The 19679-nt window shown below is 34.8% G+C and carries 19 protein-coding genes and 4 tRNA genes; 13 read left to right on the top strand and 10 right to left on the bottom strand.

The genetic code is table 11. From position 1 onward, the window contains the following. Positions 1 to 487: 487 nt before the first annotated feature. Entirely contained in the window at positions 488 to 2290 is a 1803-nt protein-coding gene (locus tag C6H08_RS08530) for a flagellar hook-basal body complex protein (RefSeq protein WP_034565233.1), read from the bottom strand. Between the two features lie 276 nt (positions 2291 to 2566). On the opposite strand from C6H08_RS08530, the gene C6H08_RS08525 reads away from it, so the two are divergent. The 3 genes from C6H08_RS08525 to C6H08_RS08515 all read left to right on the top strand — a co-directional run bounded on the left by C6H08_RS08525 (position 2567) and on the right by C6H08_RS08515 (position 4562). Further along, positions 2567 to 2800, top strand: coding sequence for a hypothetical protein (locus C6H08_RS08525; RefSeq protein WP_034565230.1), 234 nt, complete (start codon positions 2567 to 2569; stop codon positions 2798 to 2800). 119 nt (positions 2801 to 2919) lie between these two features. Next, complete coding sequence (locus tag C6H08_RS08520) at positions 2920 to 3357, top strand: hypothetical protein (RefSeq protein WP_005216553.1); 438 nt, start codon at positions 2920 to 2922, stop codon at positions 3355 to 3357. Next, positions 3357 to 4562 (top strand): glycosyltransferase, encoded by a 1206-nt coding sequence (locus C6H08_RS08515; protein ID WP_034580269.1) that lies wholly within the window; start codon positions 3357 to 3359, stop codon positions 4560 to 4562. Before C6H08_RS08520 ends, C6H08_RS08515 begins: the two co-directional genes overlap by 1 nt. A gap of 288 nt (positions 4563 to 4850) precedes the next feature. On the opposite strand, the gene C6H08_RS08510 is transcribed toward C6H08_RS08515, so the two are convergent. The 5 genes from C6H08_RS08510 to C6H08_RS08490 form a co-directional block, all read right to left on the bottom strand. Beyond that, positions 4851 to 4927 (bottom strand) — tRNA-Asp (locus tag C6H08_RS08510). Positions 4928 to 4931: 4 nt separating this feature from the next. After that, positions 4932 to 5007, bottom strand: a tRNA-Val gene (locus C6H08_RS08505). A 40-nt stretch (positions 5008 to 5047) separates the two neighbouring features. Continuing rightward, positions 5048 to 5122 (bottom strand) — tRNA-Glu (locus C6H08_RS08500). A 15-nt stretch (positions 5123 to 5137) separates the two neighbouring features. Beyond that, positions 5138 to 5213: transfer RNA gene (locus tag C6H08_RS08495), tRNA-Lys, on the bottom strand. A gap of 254 nt (positions 5214 to 5467) precedes the next feature. Then, positions 5468 to 5950: a hypothetical protein gene (locus C6H08_RS08490; protein WP_034565225.1), complete on the bottom strand. Its 483-nt coding sequence runs from the start codon at positions 5948 to 5950 to the stop codon at positions 5468 to 5470. Between the two features lie 266 nt (positions 5951 to 6216). Between C6H08_RS08490 and fliQ the strand changes: the two genes are divergently transcribed. The 3 genes from fliQ (at position 6217) to ybeY (ending at position 8233) form a co-directional block, all read left to right on the top strand. Next, positions 6217 to 6483, top strand: a complete 267-nt coding sequence (fliQ, locus tag C6H08_RS08485; RefSeq protein ID WP_004086408.1) for a flagellar biosynthesis protein FliQ — start codon at positions 6217 to 6219, stop codon at positions 6481 to 6483. Between the two features lie 2 nt (positions 6484 to 6485). Continuing rightward, positions 6486 to 7385: a UDP-N-acetylmuramate dehydrogenase gene (locus C6H08_RS08480; protein WP_034565222.1), complete on the top strand. Its 900-nt coding sequence runs from the start codon at positions 6486 to 6488 to the stop codon at positions 7383 to 7385. A gap of 386 nt (positions 7386 to 7771) precedes the next feature. Continuing rightward, complete coding sequence (ybeY, locus tag C6H08_RS12570) at positions 7772 to 8233, top strand: rRNA maturation RNase YbeY (RefSeq protein WP_034565892.1); 462 nt, start codon at positions 7772 to 7774, stop codon at positions 8231 to 8233. A gap of 9 nt (positions 8234 to 8242) precedes the next feature. On the opposite strand, the gene C6H08_RS08470 is transcribed toward ybeY, so the two are convergent. Then, entirely contained in the window at positions 8243 to 8746 is a 504-nt protein-coding gene (locus C6H08_RS08470) for a toxin-antitoxin system YwqK family antitoxin (RefSeq protein WP_034565220.1), read from the bottom strand. A gap of 82 nt (positions 8747 to 8828) precedes the next feature. Further along, positions 8829 to 10907: a glycine--tRNA ligase subunit beta gene (gene glyS, locus C6H08_RS08465; protein ID WP_034565218.1), complete on the bottom strand. Its 2079-nt coding sequence runs from the start codon at positions 10905 to 10907 to the stop codon at positions 8829 to 8831. A 63-nt stretch (positions 10908 to 10970) separates the two neighbouring features. Here glyS and C6H08_RS08460 point away from each other — a divergent pair, with 63 nt between their 5' ends. The 4 genes from C6H08_RS08460 (at position 10971) to C6H08_RS08450 (ending at position 15534) form a co-directional block, all read left to right on the top strand. Continuing rightward, positions 10971 to 11624 carry a hypothetical protein gene (locus tag C6H08_RS08460; RefSeq protein ID WP_034565217.1) on the top strand — a complete coding sequence of 218 codons (654 nt, stop codon included), beginning with the start codon at positions 10971 to 10973 and terminating at the stop codon, positions 11622 to 11624. 15 nt (positions 11625 to 11639) lie between these two features. After that, the gene (locus C6H08_RS08455; RefSeq protein ID WP_034580266.1) at positions 11640 to 14627 is read left to right on the top strand and encodes a heavy metal translocating P-type ATPase; all 2988 of its coding nucleotides are present in this window, start codon (positions 11640 to 11642) and stop codon (positions 14625 to 14627) included. Positions 14628 to 14696: 69 nt separating this feature from the next. Continuing rightward, positions 14697 to 14945 (top strand): hypothetical protein, encoded by a 249-nt coding sequence (locus C6H08_RS11545; protein ID WP_034580265.1) that lies wholly within the window; start codon positions 14697 to 14699, stop codon positions 14943 to 14945. Continuing rightward, positions 14881 to 15534, top strand: a complete 654-nt coding sequence (locus C6H08_RS08450; protein ID WP_034580263.1) for an FkbM family methyltransferase — start codon at positions 14881 to 14883, stop codon at positions 15532 to 15534. The genes C6H08_RS11545 and C6H08_RS08450 overlap by 65 nt, the downstream gene beginning before the upstream one ends. Positions 15535 to 15656: 122 nt before the next feature. On the opposite strand, the gene C6H08_RS08445 is transcribed toward C6H08_RS08450, so the two are convergent. Next, positions 15657 to 16391, bottom strand: coding sequence for a BspA family leucine-rich repeat surface protein (locus C6H08_RS08445; RefSeq protein ID WP_034580260.1), 735 nt, complete (start codon positions 16389 to 16391; stop codon positions 15657 to 15659). A 322-nt stretch (positions 16392 to 16713) separates the two neighbouring features. Between C6H08_RS08445 and C6H08_RS08440 the strand changes: the two genes are divergently transcribed. Genes C6H08_RS08440 through C6H08_RS08435 form a run of 3 tightly spaced genes read left to right on the top strand, consistent with a single transcriptional unit; the run spans position 16714 to position 18608 of the window. Next, the gene (locus tag C6H08_RS08440; protein WP_005216607.1) at positions 16714 to 17580 is read left to right on the top strand and encodes a P-loop NTPase; all 867 of its coding nucleotides are present in this window, start codon (positions 16714 to 16716) and stop codon (positions 17578 to 17580) included. 15 nt (positions 17581 to 17595) lie between these two features. Next, complete coding sequence (locus C6H08_RS11330) at positions 17596 to 17733, top strand: hypothetical protein (protein WP_158656844.1); 138 nt, start codon at positions 17596 to 17598, stop codon at positions 17731 to 17733. Continuing rightward, positions 17715 to 18608, top strand: coding sequence for a glycosyltransferase family 9 protein (locus C6H08_RS08435; RefSeq protein WP_233708544.1), 894 nt, complete (start codon positions 17715 to 17717; stop codon positions 18606 to 18608). The genes C6H08_RS11330 and C6H08_RS08435 overlap by 19 nt, the downstream gene beginning before the upstream one ends. Before the next feature lie 322 nt (positions 18609 to 18930). On the opposite strand, the gene C6H08_RS08430 is transcribed toward C6H08_RS08435, so the two are convergent. Beyond that, positions 18931 to 19341, bottom strand: a complete 411-nt coding sequence (locus tag C6H08_RS08430) for a hypothetical protein (protein WP_034580259.1) — start codon at positions 19339 to 19341, stop codon at positions 18931 to 18933. Positions 19342 to 19679: the final 338 nt, after the last annotated feature.

Genomic DNA, 19679 nt, shown 5'->3' with positions numbered 1-19679 from the left:
TGGCTCAAATGAGAAAAATGATAAAAGCGAAACACTCATGAATACGCATGTGATTAATGTAGGCTATTCCTACATCTTCTAATATTTTAAGGGCTTAGACCCTTTTGTTTCAACCTATTTTTCAGCCTTACAACCTTACATTATTAAAATTCCATTCCCACTTTTAAAGCGGGAATCTTTTGTATTTCACAGATATATTTTTGTATGTATCTTAGATAAAAAACGCTTTGTATTTTTACAGAATATATATATGAAATAAATCAAAATCTATTTACATAAGCATAAAGTTTAGTGTGTGAATGAAAAAATTTTAACTTCACAGGTTCTATATCCATGCAATTTTATGGAATCTAGCCTTCAAGATATGCTTGTCATTTTGCCTTGCGTAATGCTTTGATAAATTGTTCTATAACTGCGATTTTGAAAAATAATAGAAATTTCACTACCATCGCATTTCGCATAAAAATACTACGACTAACAATAAATACTAAGCACGCTTAAGATTAATCGCCTCTTTAATCAAATCATCAGAAGTTGTAAAGGCTTTTGCATTCATAGAATAGCCTCTTTGCATTAAGATAAGATTAGTCAAGGCATCTGCTACATCAACATTACTTGTCTCAACATAGCCTTGCAATACCTTTCCTTGCTTAAGGTTAGAATCTTCCCCCCACACAAGCTTTGGATTCCCACTTAGCTGCGTTACCTCGCCATTAATCGTGCTAGGATTTAGGGCAAAAAGATTCCCACCGACCTTTTTTAGCCCTTGATCATTTGCAAACATAGCAAGTCCCACACGACCGATCGCTTCTGTCTGTCCATTTGTGAAAGCAACAGAGATAATGCCCTCATTATTGATTCTAATATTAGACATTTCGCCGCGATTTTTACCATCTTGCTCTGTGTCATTCACACCAGAATCTTTATATACTTTATTTGTGCTTCTTGATAGCGTTAGCTTAACGCTTTTTTTACCTAAGAATGGAATCTCCATATCATCAGCTTCTGCCTTACCGCTTGGGTCAAAGAAGATTTTACCCTCTTTTACCTCACTGCTAATAAGCATGCGATTGCCTGAAAATTCATGTATATAGCTACGCACATTCCAAGTCTCTGGCATTTTCTGTGTGCCTTCAGAATCTCCCGCATTTACAAGGAAGTATTCATTATGCATAGCATATTTTTTACCACCTTCATCAAAGATTTCAGTTGTATTTGTAAAACTTGGCACACTGAGATTTGTGCCTGCTAGATAGTCGTTTTTACCCATATTCTCCATTTCACCACTTAAATGCAGCCGCTCAAAGAAATTCCCACTTAGCTTAACTTTTACCGGCGTATTTGTATTATTTTTTAGCACAAGCACACCTTTTGGATCGATTGATCCATTTGGATTTCTATTTAACTCTAAATCAAGCCCTGTATCTCTCTTTATAAGGTATTGCAACTGCCCTATTGTATGAAATTTACCCTGCGATGAAGTCCCATCACCATATTCATAATGTGCGATTTGAACCGTGCCATCTGGCATTGTTACTTCAATATCTGCTTTTGGAAAAGTATTAGGGCGTATCATATCGCCATCTCTATTTGCAAGTGCGTTAAAGTCTTGGTTAAAGAAACTTGCTTCATTAAAGACTCCATTGCTTGTGTGTGCTAATACTACATTTTTAAGCTCACCTGTGCGATTTAGATTCACGCTTAAATCTACTTTTGTTGTCTCTACGGGCTGATAGCTAATTTGTGGTGGTATAGAGATTGGCTTCATCACACCTTTTGCAAGTTCTTTATAATCTTTTTCTGGGTCTTGTGAAGCCTTGAAATTATTGCCATTGATTTTTCCAAGATTCACACCATACAGATAATACCCTTCAGAATTTACTAAATAACCATCGGAATCTATTGTAAAATCCCCATTTTTTGTAAAGTAATTCTCATCACTTGCATTAAAATTGTCTTCGTTTATTTCAAACTGCCCCTCTTTATTCTTCCCAACGACAAACCAGCCCTTACCTATATAAGCCACGCTTGTATCGTTGTCTGCTTTTTTGAGATTCCCCATTTTTGTAATCACATTGTTACTAGCACCCGTTACACCATAACTAAAGTCGTTGTTTGTAACCGTTGAAGCATTCATAGAATCCATGCTACGAGAAAATAGCGTCTTAAACTCTGGATCATTTGCCTTATAGCCTAGCGTATTAACATTGGCGATATTGTTTGAGATACTATCAAGCCCAAACTGATGCGTTTTAATCCCGCTCACGGCGTTTAACATCGTGTCATTCATTCTATGCCTCCTGCATTTCTGGAATCTTTTTTGATAAATATAGCCTTTAATCCTAATGTAATACGGCTTTTTGATATTTTTAATATGTAGTTTTTAGCAAATTCTGTGCCATTTAGGCATTTTGTGTGTGAATAAATATGGGCTATAGAATCTTTGAAATAACAAAAGTTACAAATCAGTTTCTAAAATTCTTTATTCATCATGCAAAATCTTTCTTCTTAATAAAAATATGCTAAAATACCTTCTTTGCTGTTATTACAGAATGAGTGGGGTTGTATGAGATTCTTAAAATTCAAGTTGCGACCAAAAAGCTTTATAGTGTTTGTCTTAGCGATAGCTTTTATTTTTGCAAGTCAGTATTTTACTATACGAAATGTTGCTAAAAGCCATGATGAAGATTCTGCAAAAAAGCTTGATACGTTGGCCAAACAATGTAGAGAAGGGGATCAAAAATCATGTGATGATTACCAAACATTGCTAGATAGAGAATTGCCTATTAAAACAAAATAGATCGTTATTTTATTTTAGGATTTTATATAGGCGTACTAAAGCCGATAATTTTATGTTAAGCTACTTTTTAGGATATTTGCAGTTGCAAATATTTAGCCAAAACTTGTAAAGGAGAAAGTATGACAGAAGAAAAAGAAGTGCATACCACTTTAAGCAATCATTTAGAAGACAGAAGTATAGCCCAAGATATTAACTTTAGATTGTCTGGTGAGCTTATGGGATTGGGACATAATATCTCACAAGTGCGATTTGCGCCGACTGAAGATATGTGCGTAGATTCTAGGCTTATTCATAGTGGCTTTATTTTCAGTGCGGCTTCACATTGTGCTTTAACTGCTTTAAATAAGAAAAATAGCCTTGTTATCGGTGCGGATATTAAATTTCTTGCACCAATAGAATTGGGACATGAAATTATCTTTAAAGCAGAAGCCCTGCAAGATGATACAAAAAAATGTGAAGTAAAGGTTGAGGGCTTTTTGCTTGATATTAAAATCTTTTATGGCATGTTCTATATCGCCGTGTTTGATAAAAAAATCTTTAAGCTAAAGTTTGATTGATGATTATCGTCTTTGTTGTTGATAGTTATAAAAATAGAAGTAATGGCACTTCTATGACAGCTTTTCGCTTTGCGAGAGAGCTTATCAAAAAAGGACATGAAGTCCGCATAGTAGCTACCAATATCACTGATGATAAAGGGGAGATGGCAAGGGGAGCAATAGGAGAAGAGGGTGAGAGACTATATGGGGTAAAAGAGCGGTATATCCCGCTTGTTACAGAAGTGTCTAAACGACAGCACATGATATTTGGAGTAGCAAATACAGCGGTATTAGAAGAAGCGTTTAGCGGTGCAGATATCGTGCATTTATATATGCCCTTTCGCCTTGAGATTGTATCACTACATCTTTGTAGAAAAATGCGTATCCCATATATCACCGCATTTCATGTGCAACCACAACATATAAGCTACAATATGAATATGGATTTTGAATGGTTTAATCACTATCTCTACAAGCGGTTTTATCGTGCATTTTATCGCTATTCACACCACATTCATTGCCCAAGTAAGCTTATGGAATCTGAGCTTAATCGTGTCGGTTATGGTGGTAAAAAGCATGTAATCAGCAATGGCTTTAAATTTAAGCAAACATCGGCAATAGAAGAGAAATTCAACGATTCTTATTTTCACATCGCATCTGTTGGCAGGCTATCAAAAGAAAAGCGGCAAGATATACTCATTAAAGCGATTGCAAAAAGCAAGTATAAAGATTCTATAAAATTGCACTTGCATGGATTAGGACCTAGAGAATCTTATCTTAAAGGGCTTTGTGAGAAACTACTAAAAACTCCTTATGAATTTGGATATATTGAAAATAGTTTATTAATGAAAAATATCGCTAAAATGGATTTATATATACACCCAGCTCAAGTTGAGAGTGAAGCGATCTCTTGTCTTGAGGCGATTTCATTTGGGATTGTGCCTGTGATAGCTGATTCTAAAATCTCTGCTACAAATCAGTTTGCCCTTGATGAAAGAAGCTTATTTCAAACAAATAATATTGATGATTTGTGTGCTAAGATTGAATACTGGATTGAACATAAAGATGAACGCCTAGCTATGCGTGATCAATACAAAGAATCCGCAAAGCAATACGCCCTAGATTTAAGCATAGAAAAGATTGAAAAAGTATATGAAGAAGCGATAAAAGACTTTAAAGACAATCCTGTGCTTTTCACACAGATTAATCCACTAAGGCAATCTTAGATTTGCTAAAAACACCCCGTTAATGATTGTATAGACATAAATGCTAAAATAATGGGGAAAAAGACACAAGCTGGATTAAAATCGACACAGAGTATTGTTTGTATAAGTAGCCCAACTCTCTATATGCTGCAAAAACAACGTACAATAAAACAAGACAAAAGGCAAAAAAGCTTAGATATTTCAAAGTGTTCTTTAATTGGTATTAAAAAGTGGGAAACAAGTTAGATTCTGTTCTTTAAAGTAGCTCATTAATGAAAGATAACAAGAAAATATTATGCGTAGAAAAAGTGGCGGAACGGACGGGGCTCGAACCCGCGACCCCCTGCGTGACAGGCAGGTATTCTAACCAACTGAACTACCGCTCCAAGATGGTGGTCGCTACAAGACTCGAACTTGTGACATCCACCTTGTAAGGGTGGCGCTCTACCAACTGAGCTAAGCGACCTAAAGAAATTATTATGTAGTGTAGAAAATATCATAAAGCTTGGTGACCCCTAGGGGATTCGAACCCCTGTAGCCACCGTGAAAGGGTGGTATCCTAACCGTTAGATGAAGGGGCCACAGCTTAGACTAAATGGTGACCCGTGTTGGATTCGAACCAACGGCCCATTCCTTAAAAGGGAATTGCTCTACCAGCTGAGCTAACGGGTCTTTTTAAAGCTGACTAAAAATAAAGACATAATCATATCTTTTTTTTTCTGTAAAGTCAATATATTTTTACATTTTTTCTTATTTTTGTATAAATTATGTAAAATACATATCGCTTTAATAAATTTTTATGACTAAATCTACAAATCTATTTTAAAATAGATTGTCTGCATAGCTTTTAAGATAGAAAGCAAATTTAGAATCTATCTTAATTTAAGGCGTATTTGCCCTAAATCGTAAAAGAAGCTAAATATAACCTATTTAATATCTGTATAATATTTATCAAGGTTATTTAGAATCTCATTAAGTGGCTTTTTCATTTCGCATGATGAGACTAGGCCGCTGTAGTCTTTAAATTTACATTTATCTTCTATCGCGCAACCATCTTCCATAAGTTTAGTCCTAAAAGTGTAAAGTTTTTGCTGCCAAGATTCAAAATCTTTTTTTATCGCACTAGCTAAAGCCTCTGACTTTTTCATATACTCAAACTTCTCTACTTCTTTTAATCTATCACGCAAAGAAAAACTGCGCAAATTACCATCACTTGGCATTATGTCGTAAAACCCTCCCAAATTACCACTAATTATTGTCCTAATATCCTCATAACAATAATGTGTTATACGCTTACCTGCATTATCACCATAATACTCCGTATAATACAACTCATCTCCACTCACCTCAACAGCATACACATTTGAGATAAATGCACCAAGCACCAATGCTATTAAACCTTTTTTCATATTGCAACCTTTTTGTAAAATATCTGCCTTTTACCGCCCCAAATCTTAGAATCTACATAAAATCCTACATGCAATATCCTAAAATCTCACACAAAGCATTCAAAAGCCTATGCGTAATTTACAAAAAAAGTCAAGGCAAAAAAGGCTATTTTCTGTCCCCTTTGCTTTATTTTATGCCATGTTATACACCAAAACAACTCACTAAACATTCCCATATTTTCTTAAACATGCTAGAATCTCATTCTCATATCAACATAAGGCTATCAATGGAACAACAACTCATGTCGCTTGCCATACAAACCTATAAAATCACGCTTTTTTTATCCCTGCCTGTTTTGCTTGTCGCTCTCATCATGGGTCTTTTGATTAGCATTTTTCAAGCTACAACGCAGATTAATGAAATGACACTTGCGTTTGTCCCAAAGATTCTAGCAGTTGTTGCTATGATTATTTTCACTATGCCATGGATGCTAAACATGCTTATGGATTTCACTAAAATGGTGATTAATATGATACCTACTATTATCTCCTAAATATGCAAGAAATACTTATTGACTTTCAAAAATACTCAAGCCTAAAAATTGGCACAAAGCTACCTGTAAAAGTCTTTGATATGGCTGATTTTGGGGCGTATTTTAGCAATAAAGATTCTAAGATAACAAGTAAAAAAATCACATTTTTTGAAAATACAACACTGCATTTTAGCACGCCTCTCACTCACACAAAACGCACATTTTTAGAGCTAGATTCTAAACAATGGCATATCATTGGCAAGGCAAATAATCTGCTTGTATCCCCAAATGCAAAGAATCTTGGGATATTGGGCGATAGCTTTAAGTATATCGCATTGAATGAAGACTGCATTGAGATGGGGGCTAGTGTATCAAGTATCCAAGCGTTTTTATTCTTTAAAAAGCATGATTTAAGTGGGCTTGAATTTCTTAAAAATCTGCCCGGAAATATCGGTGCGTTATGCAATATGAATGCAGGTATGAAGCAATATGAGATAGCACAGATTTTGCAAAGCTTAAATATCAATGGCGAGTGGATCAATGTAGAAAAAGCGGGGCTTTTATATAGGACAAGGGAGAGTGATGGCGTGATATTTGCGGCAAGATTCCATAAAATACCGGGCTTTCGATATGATTTATTGCCGCTTTTTACACAAATGAGAAGCACTCATCCGCATGAGCCAAGCTGTGGGAGCTGCTTTAAGAATCCGCCAAATGACTATGCGGGCAGACTACTAGAACTTGCTGGTATGAAAGGCTTTTATGTCAATAATGTAGGCTTTAGCGATAAACATGCAAATTTTTTAGTAAATCTAGGCAAGGCAGAGTTTAAAGACGCGATAAAAGTTATAGAACTAGCTAGACAAAAAGTCTATGAGATAAGTGGCATAAGGCTTGAATGCGAGGTGCAAATATGCGAGTAGAAGTTGATGGGGACTTTTTTCTACTAAAGCCTTGTAAAAATCTATGGAATCACTTTAAGACAACGCATATTTTCCCATATATGCAAGAGAAAATGCGTGAGTTTAATTGTGCAGGGGTTTTAGATTCTAAAAGTTGTCATGTTGAGCGTAAGCAAACATCTAAAAGTCTAGATTCTGTGTCAAATCTGGGTGAAGCACAAGACTTAGGGCATAACCTATGGAATCTAGATTCTAATCAAAATGCAATGGATAAGCCCCCCTACACCGAGATTCTAAAAGCATGGCAAGATTTAAAGCAAGATTCTAAAAATGATTTAAACACAGATTTAACACAAGATTCTAGCATAGAGATAAATGGCTATATAGAGTTTTTAGCTGATTTTATCATGCAAACAATACGACTAGATTCTATAAAAAAAGACTTAAAGCTACAAGAAAGTATCTATAAATATATAGAATCTTTAGATAAACAAAATCTCTATACAGAATTAATCTTTGCAGATAGTAAATCTATGCAAGAGCTAAACAAGCAATATATGGCAAAAGATTATCCCACAGATGTGCTAAGTTTTCCTTTAGAGATACAGGATATAGAATCTAGCGATATGCCCCAATGTTTAGGCAGCATTATCATAAATATTTATGAAGTGTGCGATAAAGCCACATTATATAAGCATAATCCCTATGCCGAGTTTTCATTGCTTTTTATCCACGCATTTTTGCATTTATTGGGCTTTGATCACGAATGTGATAATGGCGAACAGCGAATACTAGAACAAACAATTATAAAATCTTTAGGTTTGCCAGATAGTCTTATTGTAAGGGTAGATTCTAAAAACAAAAGTTAAAGATTGAATCTAAGGATTAAGCGAACATATTTCATTCAAAAAAGTAGCCATATTAAGCGTGTGTCTTCTATTGATATTCATCAGGTCTTTTTCTGTTAGGGCTTTGCCATTATGGCATTTACCACTTATAATCCCATAACCCGTTGTTTTAAGTAGGGCAAGCGGCTCCTTATCTTCTGCGTAGAATTTTAAGTCCCCATGTAAGACATCGTTTAACATTGGTATTTCTGCTTGCAAGTTCCCATTTTTATAATACAACTTGACAATACCCACTGCTTCATTATTTTTGTATGGTATTGTACGCCAAAGATTTCCATTCTCATAATATACCTTATTTATTCCCTCCATTTTACCATTTTTATATGGTCTTTCTACCGCAAGAACCCCATTTGTATAATATGTTTTTTCTATGCAACCACTTATTTTATCTCTTTCGCTTTCACATTCTTTTTGCATATTTATATCTAAAGTATAAAATGAGAAGAAAACCAACAGCATACTTTTTAACAACATAACCCATCCTTTTTACTACAACATTAAAGCTTGTATTTTACAAAGTAACTATTGAGATAAGACTAAGATTCTAAAGCTAAATCTACACCGCGATTTCACGCATGTCGCCAAATTCCATAAACGCCTTAAATACAAGTGTGATTAAGCCAATGCGATTTTGCTTTAACTCCATATCATCAGTCATTATTAAGACATTATCAAATACAGAATCTAAATCGCTTTTGAGTGCAAATAAGCTCTCTATCTGTGCTAAATACGATTCAGAATCTAGAGTATGGTTTGTAATTTCTGTTTTCTTGTTGTTTATATATGCCATGAGATTATTATAAAGTTTTGCTTCACTCTCTTCAAATAGTGTTGTGTTTAGTGTTATGTCCTTGGTAAGATTTGCATTATCTAAAATATTTGCCACGCGTTTGAAAGTGCCTATCACAGATTTGATATCCACGCTTTCAAAATATGAAGCAAGGGCTAAAGTCTTATCAAAGCTTTGTGTGATGCCAAATCCCATAAGTAGCACACAACGCACAATGCTAGGATTTACCCCCGGAAAGATTCCATATATTCTCTCCATCATAAAGTCTATAAGACTATCTTGCTTTGCGTTGCTATAATCTTTACTTGCTAGATTACATATCTCTTTTATGCTTAAGTCAAAGCCAAATTGATGTGCTATCTTTAAAATCGCCGTGGCTTGTCGTCTTAGTGCAAAGGGGTCTTTTGAGCCACTTGGAATCTTATTGATATTAAAGAGTGTGAAAATGGTATCAAGCTTATTTGCCATATTTACAAGTGCGCTGATTTTGCTGCTAGGAAGTGTTGCTTGTATGCCATTTGGTAGATACTGCTCTCTTATTGCAAGGCAGACTTCAACTTCCTTGCCGCAATCTTTTGCAAAGTATGATCCCATAATGCCTTGTAACTCGGGGAATTCCCCCACACTTTGGGATAATAAATCGCATTTTGCGTATTTCAAGGCTTGTATTACAAGGGCTTTTTCATTTTCACTGCATTCTATTTGCTTTGTGTTAAGCAAGGCTATAAGACTATTTGCCATGTTTTGCTCTCGTAATATCTTATCTGCAAGGCTTCCAGCCCCCTCCATAAAGCTAATAGAATCTAGACTTCCAAACTGCATTTTAGAATCTATATCTTGCGTGTAGAAAAACATAGCGTCTTCAAGCCTTGCTCGTAATACCTTTTCATTCCCTTTCGTAATGAGAGAGAAATCACCGCCAAAAGAATTACTCACAACTACAAAGCCGTGAAAAAGATTTGAATCTTTATATACCGCAAAATATCTTTGATTCTCTTTCATAGAAGTTATAATCATCTCTTTTGGAATCTTTAGAAACTTCTCATCAAAGATTCCTAGCATTGCATGTGGATATTCTGTAATCGCTACTATCTCTTGTAATAAATCTGTATCAATCTCTACTTTTATATTATGTTTATTTTCAAGTTCTTTTATCTCTTGTAGTATTAAGCCTTTACGCCTATCTTGGTCTAGTATCACGCCATTTTGTGCTAAAAAGTCGAGATAAGATTCTATACTTGTAGCATAATGACCTTTTTGTTCTCCATTTGTATCTTTTGCTTGTCTGTGTGCAAAAATAAGATTGTTCCCTTTTATATTATAAGCATTACAAGGGATATTTTTATTATCTAGCATAATGCAAATATTTCGTATCGGTCGTATAAAGCTATCCTTGCAATCACCCCAACGCATACTTTTACCAAAATGCAGTGAATGAAGCAGGGTGATGACCATAGATTCTAAAAGCTTACTTGATTCTATCCCTTTTACTTCTTTTTCATAAAATAGCACTTCCTTATTATCTTTAGTCGCTGTTTTGACCATATCCTTGGTGATATTGTTTTTTTGCAAAAAGCTTTGCATTGCCTTTGTGGGATTATTGTTAGAATCATAAGCAATAGCAAGTGGTGGTCCATAGGATTCTACCTTTGTGTCAGGTTGTTTTAATGCAAAATCTTTGTGGATAAAGCTTAGTCTTCGTGGTGTGTAGAAAAAGTCAAAATGGGATTCAAGATAATTATCTTTTAGTATCTTTTTCCAATTTTCTTTGATATTACTTAGATTTTTTAAAAGTGGAATTGCGGGTAATTCTTCTGTGAAAATTTCAATAAATAATTCTGCCATTTACTCATGCCTTTTTAAATTGATTGTATAATTTTAGCAAATAAAAGTGAAAAAGGCTAAAAGGTGCAAAGAATATTTATCACTACGATTTGGTGCTATGCTATCTCTGTGTTATTGCGTCAGAATTTAGTAGCCCAAGAGAAAATCACCATAAAGATAGAAGGCACTTGTGTAGCATTACAAGACTTTACTAAAGAGCAAAAAGATGTATTAATGTATGCTTACTACTATGGTAGAGATCATGGCTTTGGCTATCTTATGGCGGCAATCGCATGGAAAGAATCTTGTGCGGGTGAATATTTATTAAATTTCTCTGATCCGTCTGCTGGGATTTATCACGCACATATTTCCAATGTGATTAGAAAATATACAAGCTATCAAGACTCTTCGTTTTTGCGTAATGTTGTGGGGCAAATGCTTATTTCCGATCCTATGTTTGCATCATCTATTGCACTAGATAACCTGCGATACTGGCATAAAATCCATAAGGGCGATCTGCAAAGAATCATAAAGTCATATAACAAGGGCTTTGCATGGCGGAATAAAGAGAGTGTAAATAGACAAGCCCAAGCCTATTATGTGGATATTATGCGAAAGATAAATGATCTTGAAGTCTTTATCCCACAATATCTTCATACCTATAAATTGCAAACACCTTATAGAGATTTTAAAGTAAAGTTTGATGAGAAAAAAGGTAAAGAAGCACAAGCTAAGTAGTTTGAAGGGAAATATATGCGATTTAGCCAAGCAAATAATTCACAACCGCAAACACCACTATCACCGCTTACACCACGATGGGAGGCGGAACTTGGGACACAAGAAGTAGAAAATACGGAATCTATACAAAACACGAAAGAGATAACACAAAATATAGATTCTGTGAGGCTTGCTGTTTCTGGTATGCGTTGTGCGAGCTGCTCTGCAAGTATTGAAAATGAGTTAAGAAAAAAAGAGGGCATAAAAGAAGCAAATGTATATATCCTAAACAACACAGCGGCAATAAAATTTGATAAAGAAACTTGCGATATAGATTCCATAATATCATGTATAGAATCTTTGGGTTTTAAAGCAAAACTTGCCACAAAGTCTAGTTTTACTTTAGCAAATAACAAAAATCAAGCAAATACAAACTTTAGTCTAAAATCATTACATACAACTTCTAGCTCCACTTTCAATATGCTAAAAGATTCTAATCCGCTTGAGTGTGCCACTGAATCTAAAACACAAAAAATAGAGAATACAAAATCTACCCAAAATAATACAATAGAATCTAATCTCTATGATACTAAAAAACATGAAGCAACTTTTATAGAATCTGAATCTAAAAACACAGATTTTGTCTGTCATGTTGAACGAAGCGAAACATCTAAAACAATGGATAGTTTAGATTCTACAATTCATACAAATAACGATATGGAATCTAGTAAAGATATTTCGCTTAACGCTCAATATGACAAGTTTCTAGATTCCAAAAACTCCAAAATGCAAACTGCGGAAGTATTTTTGAGTGATTTTAGTGGTTTTACTAAAGAAAGCAAAGCTTTTGGAGCGAAAGGCGAAGGGAGTTACCTAAGCGGTAATGACCGAGCCTTGAGCGAACAATCCGCTAAAAGCACCACTTGTGCGAAGCACCAGTCCAAACTTGCAAAAAAGACAACGCAGAATCTAGATTCTACGAAAGACACCAAGCGGCAAAACATTCTACAAAAAATAAATCACTACATAGAACGCACCCTTTTAAACGATAAAAGGCGATTAATCTTTAGTATTATCTTATCTCTAGTGATAGTGTATATAAGTATGCTACATGATATGTTTAGCCTTCCCTTGCCGCAAATCCTGCATAATCCTATCTATAATGGCTTGACACAGCTTTTTATCACGCTTTGTGTTATGCACTTTGGGCGGAGTATATATTTTCATGGATTAAAAGCATTGTTTGCCCTGCGACCTAATATGGATTCACTTGTGAGTGTTGGGAGTTTATCAGGCTTTTTATATAGTTGCTTTAGCTTAGCACAAATGCTAAATGGGATAGAAAGTCATTTGTATTTTGAGAGTGTTTGTGTGATTCTAAGCTTTATTATGCTTGGCAAATTTATGGAAGAAAATGCAAAAAATAAAGCTATAAAAAACGCAAAATCTCTACTGCAAAGACAAAGTGAAATTGCCCTAAAAATCATAAATCCACATGATATAGCCGCCCTAAAGACTGAAGAAATCTCACCCTATAACCTTCAAATAGGCGATTATATACAGATACTCCCACACAGCTTTATCCCCATAGATTCTATACTTTATTCAAATGATGCAAGTATTGATGAGAGTATGCTTAGTGGTGAGAGTATCCCTATTAGGAAGGAAAAAGGCATGCAGCTTTTTGCAGGGACGCTAAACCTTGATACGCCCATAATTGCTCGTGTTAGCCATACTTTAAGTGATTCTAAAATCAGCAAAATGCAAAGCCTATTAGAGCAAACCCTTGAAAGCAAAGCAAATATCGCAAAACTTGCGGATAGAATCTCACTCATTTTTGTCCCGCTTGTCATGTTTCTTGCTACTTGTAGTGGAATCTTTTGGTTTATATATGAAAACTTAGAGAGTGCTATGCTATATTTTTCTAGCACACTTCTTATCTCTTGCCCTTGTGCCTTAGGACTTGCCACGCCAATGGCAATACTCTTTGCAAACGCTAGGGCAAATCACTTTGGAATCTTTTTTAAAAACGCACAAAGCCTTGAAAGTCTAAGCAAAACAGATTATGTAGTTTTTGATAAAACAGGCACTTTAACTAAAAGGGATTTTAGTCTGCATAGCATATTCTTGCAGGAAAATATAAGCGAAAACGAGCTATTACGCATTGCTGCTTCTATTGAGATTTCAAGCAATCATATTATCGCTAAAGCAATTTGTGAGAGTTTTCATAATAAATCTAGTGATACACAACTCTATAAACAGCTAGATTCTAAACACTACATGAATGCAGGGATAGAATCTAAATTGCTTATAGATTCTAAAGAGAGAGTGTTTTTGATTGGAAATGCGAAACTTTTAAAGGATAGGGCAGGGCTATCTGTTGAGACAGATTCTATAAAAGGCCGTGTTTGTGTGTATATCGCTGAGATCATGCAAGATAGGGCGATTTTACTAGGGCGTATATATCTAGCAGAAGCACTAAAGCCATACGCACAAGAGATGATAGCTATGCTTAAAACAGGCGGTTTTCAATGTGAGATTCTAAGTGGGGATATGAAAGAAAATGTGGGCTATATCGCTGATATTTTAGGCATTCCTTACAAGGCAGAGTGTCTGCCAGAAGATAAAATGCGATATATAGAATCTCTGCAAAACAAAGGGCATAAAGTGATTATGATAGGCGATGGGGCAAATGACTCTATTGCGATAGCAAAGGCTGATCTTTCACTTGTTATGGCAAGTGGGAGTGAAGTAAGTATTGAGTATGGCAATATTATCTATTTTAGAGATGATTTGCTAGGTATTGTAGAGGCACTGCATTTAGGTAGAAAAACACTACATAATATCAAACAGAATCTAGGCTTTGCATTTTTATACAATATCATTTGCATACCCATTGCTATGGGAATATTTAGTCCTTTTGGAGTTATGCTAAATCCAATGCTTGCAAGCCTTGCTATGAGCCTTAGCTCTATTAGTGTTGTGGGCAATGCAAGTAGATTGTATGGGGTTTGGAGATCATAGAATCTATTTTTAGATTAATATAGTATAATTTTATTTACTATTATTTAATTATTGTTTAAGGGAGATTCTATGTTTCATAAGTTTTATTCAATGCGTAAGCACACAAAGATACTTAATCGCTCACTTAATGCCTTAGGTATTGGCTCTGGTGGAGAAGTCTTTGATAGCGGGGAAGAGATAGCTTTTAATATCTTGCTTAAAAATTCATATTTTAGCAATAAGACCTCATTTTGTATTTTTGATGTAGGTGCAAATGTGGGCAAATACACAACATTATGTTTGCGACATATGGGGGGGGGGGCAAACCTCTCAAAATAAGAATACGCTAGATTTTAAAATCTATTGTTTTGAGCCATCGCACTATACTTTTGAAAAACTCTCACAAACACATAGCAATAACGAAAGGGTAATGCTTAACAACTTTGGTTTATCAAATACTGAAACCAAAGCAACGCTGTATTCAAATGCCGATGGTTCTGGTCTCGCGAGTCTTACAAAAAGGCGACTCGATCATTTTAATATCGATTTTAACAAAACAGAACAAATTCAACTTAGCACACTTGATACATATTGCGAAACACAAAATATTTCACACATAGATTTATTGAAGCTTGATGTGGAGGGACACGAGCTTGATGTATTAGATGGTGCGAAAGTTATGTTTGCAAACAAAGCTATTGATATGGTTACTTTTGAGTTTGGTGGTTGTAATATTGACACACGCACATTTTTTCAGGATTTTTGGTATTTCTTTAGTAAAAATGATATGGCAATTTATAGAATCTTGCCTAATGCGACTTTATATCACATTGATAGTTACAGGGAAACCGATGAGCAGTTTATCACTACAAACTATATTGCAATTACAAAGAAATGCAAGATTGATAAAGACATGTTAGCAAGATAGCATAATAGACATTTAAGATTCTCGTTACTGAAACATCAATAAACTATCTTAGCATACAGCAGAATCTTTCCTTGCTTAATATTATTACTTAAGCAAAGCACTTGCATAAAAGATTCTAAAAACTATCTATATTCCTCTTTTTTCATAGAATCTATTTCTTGTTCTTTTTGAAACTCTTCTTTATACCACACAGGGATTTGTTGCATACCAGAGCGATATAACATTTTTGTTTTATTTTTTACCTTGCTGATATTCCACATGCTTATATCTTGATTAAAGGACTTTGCATTATGAAACATATCACGCATGGTTAGCACCTTTTGCGTGTCCCATTTGTCTAGCGGCTGATTAAAACTACTTGCCCCAGCAAACATACTTCCCATACCCTCTACATTGCTGACATTCCATGAGTTTAGCGGCTGATTAAACGCCTTTGCATTGAAAAACACACCAAACATAAAACGCACTTTAGACACATTCCACTTATCTAGCGGTTGATTAAAGCTGCTTGCTTCATAAAACATGCCACTCATACTTACCACATTGCTCACATTCCAATCATTAATATTGTGATTAAAAAACTTCGCATGAGAGAACATATAGCTCATATCCACCACATTAGACACATTCCAAGATTCTATACCGCTAAAATCCTTGCGAGTCGTATTCTCAAAAAGTCTGCTCATATCTGTAATATTACTTGTATCAATCGCACTTAAAGGAATGTTTGGGTCTTTCAATAAACGAATAAGATATTCTTTTGTCTTTGGGGCATATATCTCTTGTGCCACTGCCAAATGACTACACATAAAACATAACAAATAAGCACACATTATAACCATAATATTTTTTCTCATAGCACACCTTTAAATAATCTAAAACTACATTATAGCAGAAGCTAATAGAATCTAATCACATAAATATGGCGATTTGTTAAGATGAGATTTTAAGTTTTAAAACTGCCTATGGAATACTTCTTGCATGTGTTATTATGAAAATCTTTAACGAGTTTCTTTTATGGCGTAGCGTGGATTTCTATAACGATAGCGTTTGTTTCTGGTGATAAATTTATTAATTTTTTGCTAGAATCTTGCTTTCGGTAGAATCTTGCAATAATGAAGAACAATAGGAAATTTAAGTTGATGAATACACCCTTTTTAAGCAAGGCAAGGAAGTCGAATGATTGAAAATCAGGCAAAACAGCTAGAAACCATGATGAGAAATAAAGCGAATACGAAATATGTCGCTATTACTTCAGGTAAGGGTGGCGTAGGCAAATCCACTCTTAGCGCAAACCTTGCCTATAAACTCAATAAGCTAGGCTTTAAGGTCGGCGTATTTGACGCAGATATTGGACTAGCAAATCTTGATCTTATCTTTGGCATTAAAACTGATAAAAACATTCTTCACGCGATGAAGGGCGAGGTAAGTATCGATGAGGTCGTGTATGAAATAGAGCCAAATCTCTATCTCATACCGGGTGATAGTGGTGAAGAGATTCTAAAATACGCGGGTAACAATCTCAATATTGTGGAGAATTTCATACATGAGAGTAATATCCTTGATACGCTTGACTTTTTGCTGATTGACACGGGGGCAGGTATCGGTCCGCTAAATCAATCTACACTGCAAGCATGCGAGCATATTATCGTGGTTACTATGCCAGATCCTTCAGCCATTACAGATGCGTATGCGACTATCAAGCTAAACGCACACACAAAGAAGCAAATCTTTATGGTGATAAACATGTGTAAAAGTCAAAAAGAAGCTCTTGCGGTATTTGATCGCATGGAGAGTATTACAAAAAAGCATATACCACATCTCACGCTAAAGTTTCTAGGTGGGCTTGAGCTAAACGCTGCAGTGAATAAAGCTACAAGAAATCGTGCGTTAATTACAAAAGTAGAGCCATTTAATAGCGTATCGGTAGGCATAGGCGATATTGCGGCACTTTTAGCACATGAGATTACAGACATGGAGCATAATATGCTTTTAGAATCTAAGGGCTTTAAGAGTTTCTTTAAGCGTATGCTTGGGTATTTATAGGCTTAAAGAAAATAATTGATGAATATAGGATTCTACCGAGCGGGGTTAATTGGTGATAATATAGTCGTATTACATGCTATATACGCTCTGCGACATTTGTATAAAGATTCTAAGATTATTGTTTATACTAATTCTTGCGGGGGGGGGGGGTAACTCTATATGCACAATTTGAGTTTATAGATTCCATAATCAACATAGAATCTATGGATAACGAGAATCTCATTAAAAATATCAATGCGAATAATTTTGATATATTCATTCTCACACAACCAAATAGAGCGAAATGCAGACTTCTAGCACAGACGACATGCAAACGCATAATTACTTTTATGACTTTTGCAAATAGTCTTAACTATCGCTTTGAGAGTGTTTTTATCCCAAAGCATTTAAACCACACTCCACAATATCAACGCATGTTGCAACTTGTTAGAAAAATTAACCCCAAGCATTATGATAAAAATATAGCTACGATAGACTACTCTTATATTAGATTCAAAAGTAGCGACAAAAATAAGGCAAAGATTAAAGAATTTATAGAATCTAGACATATACAACAAAAAATCGTGGTAGTCAATCCATTTGTGCGTAGCACATTTTGCAATCTCACCTTGTGCGGATATGAAAAACTTCTATATAAACTATCAGGGCTATACCCAAACCTGCATTTTGTTATACCAACATACAAAGGCAATGAAGCGGGCAATACAGAATTATTAAAACTTCAATCTTTACATAATGTATCTATATTTTATAATGATGATGATTTAATAAACCTTGTAGCTTTACTGAAGCAAAGCATAGCCCTTATTAGCCCTAGCACAGCAATTAGTCATCTTGCAAATAATCTTAATATGCCTTTAATATGGCTATGTAGCAAGAGAGATAGCTATCTTTGGTCTGGTGATAATATGGATTCTAAATATTTTGTGATTTTACATAAAACAACACAAAATATGAACGAAACTGATGAGATTGTAGCCATCAATGAGATTATAGAAAAGTTACAAGATATAGTGAGTCGAAAATAGCCCTGTAAGGTTTTGATGAATATTATATTCCCAGCTAATGTTTCACTCAAATTTAATACAACAACCAACTTTTTAATAATATCAAAGCACAGAAAACATTAGAAGTTACACAATAGCCCTATATTGCTAAATTTGCTCGATAAAGATAAGTAAATTGCCTACAAGCGGATATTACAAAAAATATAGAATCTAAACACAATAAATCTTGTTTTAGATTCAAACCATTGTTGATAGCCAAGTTTTACAACACAATAAACCATTATGCCACTTATCTTAGAGTATTTGTCGCTTTCACATTCGATACCCTTTGTGCTATTGCAAACTAGCTATCTTTGCTTTCTTTTTTACTTGCTTGAGAATCATTTGCAGAAGAAGCTCCTATTGGCTGTCCTTTTGCAATTATACATTGTCTGCCAAAAATAATAATATTCCAAGAGCTTGAACGAATATCCACATTTACAAGCGCGTCGTTTGGCTGTCCTTTCTTCGTCGCCATATCTAACGCCTTGCCAACAGCATTACTTACCCTATTATTCCTATTGCCAAATGGGATTCCAAAAACTCTAGTAATACAATCCTTGCCCTCAACGGTTGTGCCTTTTTGTAAATTTGATGGCATATTCATATTACCTGTCGTTGCAACTGAAAACTTTGCGATATTCTGCGAACAACCAGAAATAAAAAACGCACCACCTAAAAATGTGCCTACAATCAAAGATTTTGATAATCTCATGTTTATCCTTTCATAAAAAATAGAAAGCCGATTTTACAAAAAACGAGTCAAGTGCATTTTAAGAAGTGATTAAATGTTGAATTAAAATAGAAAAACAGAAAGATATTTTGTTGTTTCGACTATAAAATTGTGAATTATGAAGAATAATATTTATGTTTTCACAAACTAATTGTTGTGCGAGTGTGGGACATAAGATTATAAAACTTATTGAGGTTTAACTCATTCGTTTTATGCCCCATATCCAAAGATTAAAACCAATATCACTCCCTCTAACCTATTTAAAAACTTATATAATCTAATAATCAAATGTTTATCCCATAAACTTCTTTCCCTCAATC

The organism is Helicobacter bilis, from assembly GCF_900198365.1.
Taxonomy (GTDB): Bacteria; Campylobacterota; Campylobacteria; order Campylobacterales; family Helicobacteraceae; genus Helicobacter_A; species Helicobacter_A bilis_B.
This window is presented reverse-complemented; position numbering and strand designations above follow the sequence as displayed.

Excerpts from the sequence above, each read along its gene's own strand:
- C6H08_RS08480 (WP_034565222.1), top strand. The coding sequence starts at position 6,486 with ATGCAAGAAATACTTATTGACTTTCAAAAATACTCAAGCCTAAAAATT.
- C6H08_RS08530 (WP_034565233.1), bottom strand. The coding sequence starts at position 2,290 with ATGAATGACACGATGTTAAACGCCGTGAGCGGGATTAAAACGCATCAG.
- C6H08_RS08430 (WP_034580259.1), bottom strand. The coding sequence starts at position 19,341 with ATGAGATTATCAAAATCTTTGATTGTAGGCACATTTTTAGGTGGTGCG.
- C6H08_RS08450 (WP_034580263.1), top strand. The coding sequence starts at position 14,881 with ATGTGGGCAAATACACAACATTATGTTTGCGACATATGGGGGGGGGGG.
- C6H08_RS08455 (WP_034580266.1), top strand. The coding sequence starts at position 11,640 with ATGCGATTTAGCCAAGCAAATAATTCACAACCGCAAACACCACTATCA.
- glyS (WP_034565218.1), bottom strand. The coding sequence starts at position 10,907 with ATGGCAGAATTATTTATTGAAATTTTCACAGAAGAATTACCCGCAATT.
- C6H08_RS08490 (WP_034565225.1), bottom strand. The coding sequence starts at position 5,950 with ATGAAAAAAGGTTTAATAGCATTGGTGCTTGGTGCATTTATCTCAAAT.
- C6H08_RS08445 (WP_034580260.1), bottom strand. The coding sequence starts at position 16,391 with ATGAGAAAAAATATTATGGTTATAATGTGTGCTTATTTGTTATGTTTT.
- C6H08_RS11545 (WP_034580265.1), top strand. The coding sequence starts at position 14,697 with ATGTTTCATAAGTTTTATTCAATGCGTAAGCACACAAAGATACTTAAT.
- ybeY (WP_034565892.1), top strand. The coding sequence starts at position 7,772 with ATGCAAACAATACGACTAGATTCTATAAAAAAAGACTTAAAGCTACAA.
- C6H08_RS08520 (WP_005216553.1), top strand. The coding sequence starts at position 2,920 with ATGACAGAAGAAAAAGAAGTGCATACCACTTTAAGCAATCATTTAGAA.
- C6H08_RS08470 (WP_034565220.1), bottom strand. The coding sequence starts at position 8,746 with ATGTTGTTAAAAAGTATGCTGTTGGTTTTCTTCTCATTTTATACTTTA.
- C6H08_RS08525 (WP_034565230.1), top strand. The coding sequence starts at position 2,567 with ATGAGATTCTTAAAATTCAAGTTGCGACCAAAAAGCTTTATAGTGTTT.
- C6H08_RS08440 (WP_005216607.1), top strand. The coding sequence starts at position 16,714 with ATGATTGAAAATCAGGCAAAACAGCTAGAAACCATGATGAGAAATAAA.
- C6H08_RS08515 (WP_034580269.1), top strand. The coding sequence starts at position 3,357 with ATGATTATCGTCTTTGTTGTTGATAGTTATAAAAATAGAAGTAATGGC.
- fliQ (WP_004086408.1), top strand. The coding sequence starts at position 6,217 with ATGGAACAACAACTCATGTCGCTTGCCATACAAACCTATAAAATCACG.